Here is a 14,155-nt window from a genome sequence, read left to right as displayed (position 1 = left end):
ATGATTATTAAAGGTTCTAAATATTATTTGTTAGTTTAAATATTTTTAATAACTATCTTAACACACATTTCACATATAGAATATCACATCTATATAAAAAAGAAAAGAATTTCTAAAGAAAAAGTCTAGTGTAGAAAGCTTTATTCCCTCGTTACACTAGACTTCTTTTTATCTTAATAATACTCGCCTTGGCGGTAGTCCCATGAGTTAAAGGTGTCTGACAGGTGCATCATAATCTTATCAATGTCAAGCCCTTTGCGGATTACAACTGGAGCTGGTGAAGTTGAACGTGCTCCTCCTTGTTCTGGGATGAGTTTGCCGTCTTTATCGACCATAGACACCATCACACCTTGCTCGTAGCGAGTTTCAATCGTTTTGTCAGGCTGGATAGATGCCACATAGTCGTCTGCTTCGATGACAAGGTCCACTGCTCCTTCGATACGTTCTCCGATACCTTCCACCTTACCACGATTTCCTTTTCCAGATGGGTTGGCTGATGAGGCATAGACCATTTTACCTTCTTCCCAAAGTTTGGCAGCCAATTGTTCACCAGCTTTACCAAACTTGATAACGAAACAGCTAGTACCACGTACGTCAGTCATGAGTTCTTCACGGCCATCACCGTATGCTTTGAGTTTTTCAAAAGCTTCTGGTTTCCAAGGAAGGATACAACCAAGAAGAATATCTTCATCCCAATGTTTTTGGTAAAAGGCTTCAATTTCTGGATTGAGTTGTGCTAAGGCGCGAAGCTCATCCATGCTACCACAGAGAACCACACCTGGTTTGTTACGGTTACGTTCTTTAGCTTCAAACTTGCGTTCAAGACCAGCCTTATCGCTGGTCATGATAATATAGCCAACTTTTGTAGGGCAAACGATACATCCGCCCTCACCTTTTAAAATATCATAGCCTTCTTGTGAAAGTGTTCCCTTCCATTGAATATGTTTTGTCATAATTCTATTTCCTTTTCTAATTTTCTTCTAATCCTGCCAGTAGGCTGGTCGTTGTTTTTCATAAGCAGCAATCAAATCTTCATACTGCAAGGTAATACCAATATCATCCAAACCATTTAAGAGTTTGTGTTTCCATTCGCTATCAATTTCGAAAGTGAATTCTCCAACTGGTGAGATGATTTTTTGTTGTTCCAAGTTCACAGTTACCTGGTCGCTTGGTTTCAATTGGGCTAGCTTCTCTCTAACCTCTCTAGGCTGAACAATAGGTAGCATGCCATTATTGAGTTCATTATTGTAATGAATGTCACCGAAAGATCCTGCAATCACGACCTTAAAACCATAGTCTGCTAAGGCCCAAGCTGCGTGTTCCCTCGAAGACCCTGCCCCAAAGTTATCCCCTGAGATAAGAATACTGGCTTTACGATATTCAGGTCGGTTAAAGACAAAGTCTGGGTCCTCAGTATACTTGTCATCCAGATAACGCCAAGCATACATGAGGTACTTACCAAAGCCTTTTTTATCAATCAACTTGAGAAACTGCTTGGGTAGGATTTGGTCGGTGTCGATGTTATCATTCATGAGAGGAACGGTCGTTCCCGTATAAACTGTAAATTTCTCCATATCCTCTCCTTACTGAGCTTCTGGCATTTGCCGAACATCTACGAAGCGCCCTGCAATAGCTGCTGCAGCTGCCATGGCTGGACTGCAAAGATGGGTCTTAGCGCCAAATCCCTGTCTGTCTTCAAAGTTACGATTGCTTGTTGAGGCGCAGTGGACACCATCAGGAACCTTGTCCGGATTCATTCCTAGGCACATAGAACAGCCTGGGTCTCTCCACTCAAAGCCAGCATCTATGAAAACCTTATCCAAACCCAACTTCTCCGCAGCTCGTTTGACAGGACGAGAGCCTGGGACTACGATAGCCGTTAAGTTGGGAGCAATCTTCTTTCCTTTGATAAATCGAGCAGCCAGTTGCAAATCGCTGAGACGAGCATTGGTACAAGACCCGATAAAGATATAGCCTAGTTCAATATCCGCTGGCTTTTGACCAGGCTCCAAGTTCATGTAATTGTAGGCTCGTTCATCATTCATGTCCTTAATTTCTGGGAAACTACTATCAAAGTCAACCCCCATAGCAGGGTTGGTTCCCCAGGTCACCATGGGAGCCAAGTCTGAGACATCCATCTGGATAACCTTATCGTAAACAGCATCATCATCACTGACAATTGTTTTCCAATCCGCCACAGCCTCTTCGAAAGCTTCTGGAACACATTCTCGTCCCTTGAGATAATCATAGGTGGTTTGGTCCGGATTCATGATTCCCATCTTAGAACCAAACTCGATGGACATATTGCAGATGGTCATTCGCTCTTCCATGCTCAGTGCATCAATAGCTTGTCCACGATATTCCACGACATAACCAACACCACAAGCAACGCCGTACTTTGCAATCAAGGCTAGAATGAAATCCTTGGAATAAACTCCTTTTTGAGGAACACCAGTGAATTCTACCAGCATTTTCTTGGGTTTGACCTGCCAGAGTGTCTGAGTAGCGAAGACATGCTCAACCTCACTGGTTCCAATTCCAAAGGCGATAGCTCCGAAAGCACCGTGAGTTGCTGTGTGACTGTCTCCACAGACGATGAATTTTCCTGGTTGGGTCCGTCCTGTTTCTGGACCAACCATATGAACGATTCCCTGCTTTTCAGAACCGTGGGCCGCATGCTCAATGCCAAACTCTTCAACATTCTCAGCTAGCTTATCAATTTGCGCTTTAGAAATCACATCTCGAATATCATAGATATTGACCGTTGGTACATTGTGGTCAAAGGTACCAAATGTCAAGTCTGGCCGTCTCAATCTGCGACCTGCATCTCGCAATCCTTGAAAAGCCTGAGGGCTGGTCACTTCGTGGATATAGTGCTGATCCACATACATGAGTTGGGGCTGCCCCTCTTCTCCTGTGATGACATGGCGGTCCCATAATTTATCAAAAATCGATTTTCCTGCCATCCATTACCTCCAAATAAAATATAAGGCTACTAGTGTGGTCATCATCCCAAGAAACCAAACTGTTTTAAAATACCATTTTCGAGTCTTGTGGTGAAAGATGATTCCTGCTAGCCAGGCACCAAAACCACCACAAGTAAAGGCTAAAATAAGTAAGATTTTCTCAGGGATGCGCCAAGCTCTTCTCCTTGCCTTAGATTTGTCAATACCATAAATCAAGAAAACCATGACATTCCAAATCAAAAGGACTAGAGTAATTTTTTCGTCTAACTTCATAACCTTGCAATAATAGCTTCTGTCATTTCCTTGGTCGAAGCCTGTCCTCCTAGATCTCTCGTTAAAATGCCATCCGCTAAACTTGCCTCAACAGCATGCTCGATACGCTCTGCATCCTCAAAATGTCCAAAACTATCTCTCAGCATCATGGCCACTGATAAAATCATGGAAATAGGATTGGCAATTCCTTGACCTGCAATATCAGGCGCTGAACCGTGAATAGGTTCATAGAGACTTGGTCCATTTTCAGAATGACTGGCTGATGGCATGACCCCAAGTGTACCAGGTAGGACACTTGATTCATCAGATAAAATATCTCCAAAAAGATTCTCCGTCACGACGACATCAAACTTAGCAGGATTGGTAATCATGAGCATGGCAGCTGAGTCCACTAACTGGTGTTCCAAGGTCACATCTGGGAAATCCTGTGCGACCTTCTCAGCTACTTTCCGCCAGAGTTTTGAGGTCGCTAACACATTTTGCTTATCGATGCTGGTAAGGATTTTTCTGCGATTTCTTGCGATTTCAAAGGCCTTGCGAATAATCCGCTCCACTTCCTCATAGCTATAGTCGTTGATATCACGCGCTTTGCGCTCTTCAAGGATATGATCTCCAAAGTAAATCCCGCCTGTCAACTCACGCACCACGACAAAGTCTACACCAGCAATTCGTTCCGATTTGAGTGGTGACAAATGCTTGAGACTGTCAAATATTTTTACAGGGCGAATATTAGCATAGAGATTGAGTTCCTTACGAAGAGCCAGCAGGCCTTGTTCAGGGCGAATCACTGCTCCATCATACTGAGGACTACCGATAGCCGCTAGGAGAATAGCATCTGCTTCCCTACTTGCCTTGAGGGTTTCATCAGGTAAGGGATGCCCTGCAGCATCAATACCTGCACCTCCAAAAAGGCGTCTGTCTATTTCATAGTCAAAACCTGTTTTTTCAGCTAGAGCCTCCAGAACTTCTAAACCAGCCTCCATGATTTCTGGGCCAATTCCGTCCCCTGCTAGAGCTACTATTTTCTTTGTCATAGCCTTCTCCTTTACACACTAGGCATATCGCGGTAAGAAACACTGCGTCCCATTTCACCAGCATTCTCTTTTTGAACAAAGGTATTGGCATTGATATAGGCAATTGCTGAAGCCTTCAACACATCGAAATCAAGCCCTGCTGCATTAAAGATAGTTTCTGTATCTCTATTTTCAACAGTGACCAAGACCCGAGCTTGGGCATCAATTCCATCTGTCACCGCGTCAATAGTGTAAGACACCAAGCGGACGGATTGGTTAAAGAACTTATCGATAGCGTTAAAGATTGCTTCAACGGAACCTTGCCCTGTCGCATTAAATTCGACTTTTTCACCATCCATATTGGCTAGGCTAACGAGTGCTTCAATGTCATTATCTGCATGGGTTTGCAGTTGTAAATCATCAAAGTGGAAGCCTTCTGGGTTTTCAACCATGCTTCCAGCTACCAGAGCACGAATATCTGCATCTGTGATTTCTTGTTTCTTATCGGCCAGTGCCTTGAACTTAGCAAAGAGTGGTTTGATGTCCTCTTCTGTAAAGTCTAGGGCCAATTCTCTTAGTTTCTCGACAAAGGCATGGCGACCAGACAATTTTCCAAGCGGAAGACTATTACTCTTAACACCAACCAATTCAGGGGTGATAATCTCATAAGTAAGAGGATTTTTAAGAACTCCATCTTGGTGAATACCAGATTCATGAGAAAAGGCATTACCACCAACGACGGCCTTGTTTTTAGGAACTGGAATACCTGAGAAGCGAGAAATCATTTCTGACGTATTGATGGTCTCATTTAGGACAATACTGGTTTCTGCTTGGTAGTAATCTTGGCGAATACTGAGGGCTACTGCAATTTCTTCCAAGGCAGCATTTCCAGCTCGCTCCCCAATACCGTTGATAGTCCCTTCAACACGTCCTGCTCCGTTCTTGACAGCAGCAAGGCTATTAGCTACTGCCATTCCGAGGTCATCATGACAGTGAGGCGAATAGACAATCTGACGTTCCGCCTTGACATTCTCAATCAAGTATTTGAAGATAGCTCCGTATTCCTCTGGTGTGGTAAATCCTACCGTATCAGGAATATTGATATAAGACGCCCCTGCGTCTACCGCTGTTTGAACGACTTGTAGGAGAAAGTCCAACTCCGTTCTAGTCGCATCCTCAGGAGAGAATTCGACCACTTCAAACTTAGAACGGGCATAAGAAACATGCTCCTTAATAGCTTCCAAAATCTCTTCCTTGCTCTTATTGAGCTTATACTTGCGGTGAATCGGACTGGTAGCGATAAAGACGTGAACCTGTGGATACTTGGCATCCTTGAGGGCCTCATAACATGCATCAATATCAGACTTGACAGAGCGTGCCAAACCAGTCACCGCTGTTTTCTTCAATACTTTAGCAATCTCCTGAACTGCTGTAAATGAATCAGGACTCGCCGCCGGAAAACCGGCTTCAATGGCTGAAATTCCCCATTTCTCCAGCTGCCTTGCAATGGCAATTTTTTCCTTGATTGAAAAATTAACACCAGGTGTCTGCTCTCCATCCCGAAGGCTGGTATCTAGAAATTCAACTGTTCTCATAAGATTTCCCCTTTTCCAAATGTGGTTTTAAAAAAACATCTCGCTCAGAAACCCAAGCGAGATGTTGATTTACTCCCGCTTGGTAAGCCAAACAGGACTAATGCTTTTTGCACTAGCCCGAGTACCTCAACAACAAAGCAAATTGATTAAACTTAGCTGTTTTCATGTTTGACTTTCTCCTTCGTTTGATATCTTGTTTAGTATTTTAGCATAGGCAAAAGTACTTGTCAAGAAAAAATCAAATATTTTCTGAAAATTTCTTCAGTAGAGAATATTTTGCTAATTGAAAGTTCTTGAAAAATCTTGAAATGTATCATTTTTTAGAAGTTAAATTCCAACTTTTTTCTATCAATTCCAGTACCATTTCATCTGACAACGTATCATCAAAAGCCACACTAATCCAGTAGCGTTTGTTCATATGAAAAGCTGGATAAATGCCCTTTTGTGAAAGCAGGTCCACTACTTGATCATGTTTGAGGTTGACTGCTTCGACTAGACCTTCTCTACCCTTTTCCAGCTTATCCCAAGGTATTCTCATCAAAACAGCATACCATTTTTTATTGCCTTCATGTCTTAACACTGCCGTATCAGGTGATTTTTCCCACAGATACTCCAACTGATTACCATATTTTTCCTGAATCTGAGCCATGATACGCTTAGTCTGAGGACAGACAAAATCTTGCACATCAAAACAAGCTTTCCGAATCTGGTAGAGAATCTCCAGACAAGCCTCACGGACATTTCCAACAAAACTTCCTGTCATACTTTCCATATGAACTTGAGGATAGAGGTCACCCATTTCCTGATCAAAGACCTGAAAACGCACATTATCAGCGGTGATGGACAAAACCATGACAAAGTCACCCTCCAAAATCTGGCAACTATTGGTCCAGACTTCCCCATTTTTTACAAAACCATAGGCACGAGCCTTTTCTTGATTAAACTGATAGGATTTAAAAATTTCAAACATAAGTGAAAACTGCTATCAAAAGCTAGCAGTTCCTTTCTATTTTTTAAAAGACAACCTTGGTTCCGTGCAATTGTGTCACGCCTAGCTGATCGATAAAGGTTTGACGGTTGTCAAGGTCAATCCCCCCACCTGGTAGAATTTTAATCTTACCTTTAGCGTGCTCCAAAATTCTGTGATAGTGAGCAAAACGTTTTTCTAAGGAGTCGCCAGACACACCAGCACGAGTTAGGATACGAGTGACTCCAGCTTGACTAAGCCAGTCAATAGCTTCCAGTTGATTTTCATCGCTCAATTCATCAAAGGCCATGTGGAAGACAATTTCCATTCCTCTTGATGCAGCAATTAACTTTTCAAGATTAGGCTTATCCAACTTCTTATCAGCAGTTAAAGCCCCAAATACAACTCCTTGACTTCCAGCCTGAGCAGTCAATCGAATGTCTTCTAGCATAATAGCAATTTCTAGGTCATTGTAGACAAAGTCGCCACCACGTGGACGAATCATGGTCATGATGGTTGTATCGTAGTTGGCTACCAGTTCAACTGCTGCCTTGGTCACTCCATAGCTGGGTGTTGTTCCTCCCACTGCTAGATTATCACAGAGTTCGATTCGACGAGCTCCGGCCTGCATCGCTTTTTCAAGCAAGGTCACATTTTCAGCACAAAATTCGTAAATCATTTGATTCTCCTTGAAGATTACTTTGAATTTATTATAGCATATTGTTGTGAATATGCTTTTATTTATATCAAGGAAAACAGATACTATTTTTTATTCTTTGTCCGGAATGACCTTAAAGAGATAATAGGTGATAAAGATGGTCAAGGCTCCCAGACCGATTTTGACTGGTAAGAGAGGGGCAAAATAAATGGAAATTCCCATCAAGATGTAGATAGAGACGATGATTTTTTTCTTACGTTCACGCGCAATAGACCTAGTCTCGCGAAAATCAGCTACATATGCTTGATAGAGCTTGGTATGATAAAGCCAATCTTCGAAGCGCTTGGAACTTCTGGAGAAACAAGCAATAGACAACAAAAGGAAAGGCGTTGTCGGCAACAAGGGTAAAACAACCCCAACAATGGCCAAGGCCAGTGATAAAAAACCAATTATCAGATAGATAAGACGCATAACTTCTCCTAGTTAAAATAATCTTCTTCTAGTTTCGCATAAAATGATGAATTTTGTCAAGTACTAATCAAAAAGAGCCTGAAATTCACTTTCAGGACTCTCTTCTTATTTAATCTTTTCTTCTTCGTAGTCACCCTTGCTACAAACAATCTGCTTGCCGCCACCACGGACTTTTTTCTCCATGAGGAAATTGCCACATTTTGGACAGTCACGACCAACAGGCTTGTCCCAAGAAGTAAATTCACAGTCTGGATAGCGATTGCAACCATAGAAGAGGCGGTTACGCTTGGTTTTACGCTCAATAATTTGTCCCTGATGACAACTTGGACACTCAACACCGATTTCTTTCACGATTGCTTGGGTATGACGGCAATCTGGGAAATTGCTACAAGCGTAGAACTTACCAAAACGACCAAGTTTAATGACCATTGGACTGCCACACACTTCACAGTCAAATCCAGCTGGTTCATCCTTGATCTGGATTTTTTCCATTTCTTCTTCAGCCTTGGCGACTTCTTTAGAGAATGGTTTGTAAAAGGCGTCTATAACACGTTGCCACTGCTCTTTTCCGACTTCGACATCATCTAGTTTGCCTTCCATTTCAGCTGTGAAGGTTACGTTTACGATATCTGGGAAATATTCAACGATGAGCTTATTAACAATTTCTCCCAACTCTGTTGGTTCAAAACGTTTGGCTACAAGGCGAACATAATAACGTTTCTGAATAGTTTCAATGGTCGGTGCGTAGGTTGACGGACGTCCAACTCCATTTTCCTCCAAAGTCTTAATCAGTGTCGCTTCAGAATAGCGAGCAGGCGGTTGAGTGAAATGTTGCTCTGGTTTGCTATTAACCTGCTTGACCACATCTCCAACAGCCATGTCCGGTAACATCTTATTCTTGTCAGAATCATTATAAATGGCAAGATAACCATCAAACTTAACCTGACTACCATTAGCAGCAAATTGGACCCCATTTTGAGATAATTTAACAGCCATGGTATCAAAGACAGCAGCTGTCATCTGGCTCGCCACAAAACGATTCCAGATAAGGGTATAGAGCTTGAGTTGATCCTTGTCCAGATACTTAGCGATGCTTTCCGGTGTATTAAAGACACTTGACGGACGAATAGCCTCATGGGCATCCTGAGCACCTGATGCATTTTTGACCTTGCTACCATGCTTAGAATATTTGCTACCAAAACGGTCCGTAATGAAACTTGCTGCTTCGTTCTGCGCTACTGGACTGATACGAGTCGAATCGGTACGCATATAGGTAATCAAACCTTGCACACCAGAACCGATATTGATCCCTTCATAGAGCTGTTGGGCAACCATCATGGTCTTTCGAGTACGGAAGTTAATTTTATTGGCTGCATCCATCTGCATAGATGAAGTGGTATAGGGTAAAGGAGCATTGCGCTTGCGCTCTTTCTTATCCACCTGATCCACTGAAAAGTCTTTATTAGTCAGACGAGATAAGACTTCCTTGACCTCATCATTACTAGTCAGTTTCAGCTTTTTACCATACACTCCATAAAAGGAAGCCTGGAATTGCTTGGTTCCCTTTTTAAAGACGCCATCAATTGTCCAGTATTCCTCTGGCTGAAAAGCATTGATTTCATTTTCACGGTCAATGATGAGTTTAAGGGCAATGGACTGTACGCGACCTGCTGACAAGCCCTTCTTGACCTTTTTCCACAAAATAGGCGAAATCGAATAGCCTACCAAGCGGTCCAAAACACGGCGTGCCTGTTGAGCATCGACCAAGTCCATATCAATCTTGCGAGGTTCTTTAAAAGCATTTTTGACCGCATCCTTGGTGATTTCATTGAAGACCACACGGTTGGCATCATTTTCATCCAAGTTGAGAATGTGGGCCAAATGCCAAGAAATCGCTTCTCCTTCACGGTCCGGGTCACTTGCGAGAAAGACTTTATTAGCTTTTTTGGCTTCTTTTTTCAAGTCATTGATAAGAGGACCTTTTCCTCGGATATTGATATATTGTGGTTCGTAATTATTTTCAATATCGACTGACATACTGGATTTCTTCAAATCACGGATATGCCCGACACTGGCTAGAACCTTGTAGTTTCTGCCTAGATATTTTTCAATCGTCTTGGCCTTAGCAGGCGACTCCACGATGACTAGATTTTTTTTAACTGTTGATTTTTTCTTTTTTGTTGCCGTAGCCACAGTATCACACCTTTTCAAAGTAATAAACTTTATAAAGTGTAAACCATTTTTTGAACCCTGTCAAGACTTAGCTACTATAATAGAAGAAAAGTTTATACTTAAGACTTCAGTCTTCCTTTGATATACATAGAAGACTCACGAGAAAAACCAGCTATTCTCAAGAAATTATTGTTCCTCAGACTCTGTATCAAATTTATTGGCTTTTTCCTTTTCTTTTGCTTCCTTATCCTTGATATACTGGAAGAAATATTCTACCAGTTCTTCCTTGCTAAGTTGTTCTGAATCAGACAATTGTGAAACTTGAACAGAAACATCACTTAAACCATAGTCCCCCCTCTTACTGGAAATCATATCAAGCTCTTCTTCTGTCAAATAATTTCCTGAAATGGTTAGCTTTAGGGTATGAGTCTTTTTAGAATAGGTTTTTTTCAAAATATTATGCCCCTGAAATTGCTCTGATATAAATTTCTTAAGGGACTCTTTTTTCAACGTTTCTCTCACTAAAGTCGTTGCAGAGATAAAACTCGGAATCATCAGCAAAACAGCAACTAGAAGCAAAATCCTGCGCATTTTAGAGTCTTCTTCATTATCTCTAAAATAGTGCTTCTTAACCATCATCAACCTAACACCTATATAAGTCGCAATGACAATAAAGCTACAATTGATGAGGAATAGGTAAGAGGAGCCTATGATAAATTTTAGATTAGCAGAAGCAATAGCATAACCTACTGTACAAAGAGGAGGCATCAAGGCGGTTGCAATAGCGACACCAGGGACAATATTATTGGTCTCTTTTTTCCTAGCACCAATAATACCAGCTATCCCTCCTACAAAAGCAATGAGAACATCCCAAATAGTCGGAGAGGTTCTAGCAACAATCTCCGAACTAGCATACGAAATGGGAGAAAGATAAAAATAAAGTGTTGAAGCTATTAAACTGGCAAGAATTTGAATAGCTAATATTTTAAAAGATTTTCTTAACAATTTAAAATCAAATATAGCTAGAGAAAGCCCCACTCCCAGAATAGGTGTCATCAAAGGAGAGATTAACATGGCTCCAATAATCACGGGAGTCGAATCCATATTTAATCCGATAGAGGCGATAAGCATGGCACATAGTAAAATCGCTAAATCACTTCTGGAAAGTTCTAATTCTTCATATATTTTATTTCTAAATTCTACCAACGAATACAGTTTATTATTTGTCACAAATATCTTCCTTTCCTAGCTAACTAGTCGCTAATACTCTTCGAAAATCTCTTCAAACCACGTCAGCTTCACCTTGCCGTAGATATATGTAACTGACTTCGTCAGTCTTATNNATTTTCATTGAGTATAAAATTCTAACAAACTCAATGCTTTAGTAGTCTGATATGCCAATCTCATGAGGTCTTTTTATCATTTTCCATCATATCCTGACGCAAATGTCTACTGATGTCTCTCATCAGCTTCATTTCTAGTAAATGAAAATCAAGCTCGGAAACTCACCATAGCTTGCTCAAAACACAGCAAGGCAAAGCTGAACTGACTTAAAAAGATTTCCGAAAAGTATCATCATCAATTTCAGACCATTTTTTATAATAACCATTTTATTTTTATCTGTCAAGGTCTTTGAATTCTTTCTTAACAAACCGCTTACAACCTCTACTCTTGAAGAATTTATTTTTCCTTACTGACAAGATTTTAGATGATAAGCCTCCCTAACAGTAAGCTGACCAAGATTAGTCGCAAGCAACTCTCCTTTCTCAATTACACTAAATTACTTTCCTTCCTATGGGAAAAGTCCTCCACTCTACTTCCCCACTTAGAAAAAACGCATAATATCAAGTGATGAAAAAACTGATACTATGCATTTTATTGTGGGGATATTTACTTCATTTTATCTTGAAATTGAGTTTTTCTCAGAATTCTAGCTTAGGTCATTTTTAAAATTCAAATTCTGCAAGAACATCCTTCCCACTTGTAACCAATTTTGCTCCTTCTTGAATCAAATGATGGCAACCGTCTGATAGTCCATCTAAAATGCTACCAGGTATAGCAAAGACATCGCGCCCTTCCTCCATTGCTCTCTCACAGGTAATGAGACTACCTGAGCGCATCTTGGCCTCTGCTACAATCACACCACGGCAAAGTCCAGCAATAATGCGATTACGGGCAGGAAAATGAAATTTCAGAGGTTGTTCACCAGGTCCATACTCACTGAGAATCAGATGATCATTGCCGATGTGGTCTTGCAAGCGTTTATTGGCTTTAGGATAAAACACATCCAGTCCTGTTCCAATCACTGCAATGGTTTTTCCGCCATTCTGGAGAGCTGCCATATGCGCTGCTGTGTCAATGCCCTTGGCTAATCCACTGACGATAACCAGTTCATTTTCCAAGCCCTGAATGACTTTTTCAACTGACTTAGCGCCCTGTTTGCTACAAGCACGACTTCCTACGACTGCTACCTTCGGGAATTTCAAGAGGTCCAGATTTCCCTTGTAAAATAAAAGCACAGGCGCGTCGTATATTTCACTCAAATCCCAAGGATAACAGTCGTCTAAAATAGAGAAAGATGGAAATTTTTGAAATTCTTTCTCCAAATGCGAATCATCTATCTGAAAATAACGTTCCATAAAAACGGCTGGATTTCGGCAACCTGATATATCTGCAATATCACCTAACAACAGTTCTTGATCAACATTTTCACCGTATTCTAGGACATTCAAAATCTGTTGATTGCTCAAACCTGATTTTTTTAACTTATAGATTTCATAGTTTGTGATTTTCATAAATAACTCCATTTCTTTTTCTACTCATCTATTTATTCGTAAAAAAATCAAAAAACATCCGACTATTTGTAATCCCCCAATAATGAAGTATATTGAAAAATCTCCAGACTAGAGAACTCATTGACGGTTCCTAATCTGGAGATTTTATTATTTCCTCATCATAGCTACAAAGCTACTCACTCAGTTCCTGAAAGTAGTGTTTTCTTCAAAACTAGACTTCTTCTTTGAGTTGACTGAGAACAGTCTTGATTTCAGAAATTAGTTCTGCTTCTTTTTGAGAATCTTTTTGATGGCTATCTACAAAGAGTCGTGCTTCATCAGCTAATTTCTTAGCCTTGTTTAGAACTTTTTTATCCTTGTCGCTAGCCTCTAGCTCAACTAGAAGTTGATTCAATTCTCTTAAAAGCTTATCTAGTTGAGAATTTTTCTTACGAGCCAGCGCAAAGAGGAGAGCTCCTAGAAGAGAAAGAACTGCAGCTCCTAAGACACCATATAGAGGAACTTCTGTCTCATTTTTAGCTCCCTTGGCACTTTCTGCTTCTTTATTTGAGTTCGACGCAGACTGACTCTTATCAGCTGATGTGCCAGCTTGTAGAGAATTGAGAACCTGTCTAACTTTAGCAAGGACGTCTGCCAATTCTTGAGCTGTTAAGTTTTCATTAGCAAGAGCTGCTTGCGCCTCTCTCAAGATACGCTGTGCTTCATCAAGTGCTTCAGGAGATAGACCTGCTAGATCTTGCAAGCGACGTTCCAGCTCCTCTACCAGAGTACGAAGTTCTGACTTGTCCACAGCCGATGGAATTGTACCTGTTTGGGAATTCCCTACAAATCCTACACTTCTACGAGCTCGGCGCGGAGGAGTTCTTCGATTTCTTGTAGCAGATGGCGGAGTCACAGGACTTGTCCCAGACTGAGCTGTATCCGAAGGAGAAGCTGGTGTTTGGCTACCATCTTTATCTTGACCAGACAGGCTTCTACTATTAGCTTTAGCAATAGCCTCGGCTAGAATCTGATCCATGCTAGATAAAGCTTCTTGCTTCGCTTGATCGATTTCATCTTGTGTTTTGGCTTGGTCAATTTTCTTAAGCGCATCTTGAAGAGTCTGCCTTACCTGGTTTTTAGCACCATCTTTTTCAACTAGAGAGAGATTAGCATTGTCGTCGATAAGAGATAGGCTGAGATTAGCTTTTTGCTCTACTTCTGATTTAGCTGACTTATTCGCCTCTGCGGTTGGATTGATGTTGT

At 41.2% G+C, this 14,155-nt stretch carries 13 protein-coding genes; all 13 read right to left on the bottom strand.

Features of this window, described 5'->3' with window-relative positions:
• Positions 1-173: 173 nt before the first annotated feature.
• Positions 174-953, bottom strand: coding sequence for a Sua5/YciO/YrdC/YwlC family protein (locus HT725_RS00880; RefSeq protein ID WP_000160496.1), 780 nt, complete (start codon positions 951-953; stop codon positions 174-176).
• A gap of 27 nt (positions 954-980) precedes the next feature.
• Entirely contained in the window at positions 981-1,574 is a 594-nt protein-coding gene (gene leuD, locus HT725_RS00875) for a 3-isopropylmalate dehydratase small subunit (RefSeq protein WP_050242773.1), read from the bottom strand.
• Between the two features lie 9 nt (positions 1,575-1,583).
• Positions 1,584-2,966 carry a 3-isopropylmalate dehydratase large subunit gene (gene leuC, locus HT725_RS00870; RefSeq protein WP_173252895.1) on the bottom strand — a complete coding sequence of 461 codons (1,383 nt, stop codon included), beginning with the start codon at positions 2,964-2,966 and terminating at the stop codon, positions 1,584-1,586.
• Between the two features lie 3 nt (positions 2,967-2,969).
• A complete protein-coding gene (locus HT725_RS00865) occupies positions 2,970-3,239 on the bottom strand; it encodes a DUF1294 domain-containing protein (RefSeq protein WP_050242775.1) in 270 nt (89 codons plus the stop codon).
• Positions 3,236-4,273, bottom strand: a complete 1,038-nt coding sequence (gene leuB / locus HT725_RS00860; protein WP_173252894.1) for a 3-isopropylmalate dehydrogenase — start codon at positions 4,271-4,273, stop codon at positions 3,236-3,238. The genes HT725_RS00865 and leuB overlap by 4 nt, the downstream gene beginning before the upstream one ends.
• 11 nt (positions 4,274-4,284) lie before the next feature.
• The gene (locus tag HT725_RS00855) at positions 4,285-5,847 is read right to left on the bottom strand and encodes a 2-isopropylmalate synthase (RefSeq protein ID WP_173252893.1); all 1,563 of its coding nucleotides are present in this window, start codon (positions 5,845-5,847) and stop codon (positions 4,285-4,287) included.
• Between the two features lie 313 nt (positions 5,848-6,160).
• Positions 6,161-6,817: an MmcQ/YjbR family DNA-binding protein gene (locus HT725_RS00850; protein WP_000461595.1), complete on the bottom strand. Its 657-nt coding sequence runs from the start codon at positions 6,815-6,817 to the stop codon at positions 6,161-6,163.
• 43 nt (positions 6,818-6,860) lie between these two features.
• Positions 6,861-7,493, bottom strand: a complete 633-nt coding sequence (locus HT725_RS00845) for a copper homeostasis protein CutC (protein ID WP_173252892.1) — start codon at positions 7,491-7,493, stop codon at positions 6,861-6,863.
• 90 nt (positions 7,494-7,583) lie between these two features.
• Positions 7,584-7,943 carry a YbaN family protein gene (locus tag HT725_RS00840; RefSeq protein ID WP_173252891.1) on the bottom strand — a complete coding sequence of 120 codons (360 nt, stop codon included), beginning with the start codon at positions 7,941-7,943 and terminating at the stop codon, positions 7,584-7,586.
• 105 nt (positions 7,944-8,048) lie between these two features.
• Complete coding sequence (gene topA, locus HT725_RS00835; protein ID WP_173252890.1) at positions 8,049-10,136, bottom strand: type I DNA topoisomerase; 2,088 nt, start codon at positions 10,134-10,136, stop codon at positions 8,049-8,051.
• A 165-nt stretch (positions 10,137-10,301) separates the two neighbouring features.
• Positions 10,302-11,345: a TIGR00341 family protein gene (locus tag HT725_RS00830; RefSeq protein ID WP_173252889.1), complete on the bottom strand. Its 1,044-nt coding sequence runs from the start codon at positions 11,343-11,345 to the stop codon at positions 10,302-10,304.
• Positions 11,346-12,061: 716 nt separating this feature from the next.
• Positions 12,062-12,910, bottom strand: a complete 849-nt coding sequence (dprA, locus tag HT725_RS00825; RefSeq protein ID WP_173252888.1) for a DNA-processing protein DprA — start codon at positions 12,908-12,910, stop codon at positions 12,062-12,064.
• A gap of 211 nt (positions 12,911-13,121) precedes the next feature.
• The coding region (locus tag HT725_RS00820) for a DUF1542 domain-containing protein (RefSeq protein WP_173252887.1) at positions 13,122-14,155 on the bottom strand (1,034 nt) is incomplete at its 5' end.

Origin of the sequence: Streptococcus sp. 2579 (genome assembly GCF_013277195.1) — a bacterium.
Classification (GTDB): Bacteria; Bacillota; Bacilli; order Lactobacillales; family Streptococcaceae; genus Streptococcus.
The sequence above is the reverse complement of the archived record's forward strand: the minus strand, read 5'-3'. Positions and strand labels throughout refer to the sequence as shown.

Coding starts and splice junctions, on each gene's coding strand:
- dprA (WP_173252888.1), bottom strand. CDS start 12,910: ATGAAAATCACAAACTATGAAATCTATAAGTTAAAAAAATCAGGTTTG.
- HT725_RS00880 (WP_000160496.1), bottom strand. CDS start 953: ATGACAAAACATATTCAATGGAAGGGAACACTTTCACAAGAAGGCTAT.
- HT725_RS00865 (WP_050242775.1), bottom strand. CDS start 3,239: ATGAAGTTAGACGAAAAAATTACTCTAGTCCTTTTGATTTGGAATGTC.
- HT725_RS00840 (WP_173252891.1), bottom strand. CDS start 7,943: ATGCGTCTTATCTATCTGATAATTGGTTTTTTATCACTGGCCTTGGCC.
- leuC (WP_173252895.1), bottom strand. CDS start 2,966: ATGGCAGGAAAATCGATTTTTGATAAATTATGGGACCGCCATGTCATC.
- HT725_RS00855 (WP_173252893.1), bottom strand. CDS start 5,847: ATGAGAACAGTTGAATTTCTAGATACCAGCCTTCGGGATGGAGAGCAG.
- leuD (WP_050242773.1), bottom strand. CDS start 1,574: ATGGAGAAATTTACAGTTTATACGGGAACGACCGTTCCTCTCATGAAT.
- HT725_RS00850 (WP_000461595.1), bottom strand. CDS start 6,817: ATGTTTGAAATTTTTAAATCCTATCAGTTTAATCAAGAAAAGGCTCGT.
- leuB (WP_173252894.1), bottom strand. CDS start 4,273: ATGACAAAGAAAATAGTAGCTCTAGCAGGGGACGGAATTGGCCCAGAA.
- HT725_RS00845 (WP_173252892.1), bottom strand. CDS start 7,493: ATGATTTACGAATTTTGTGCTGAAAATGTGACCTTGCTTGAAAAAGCG.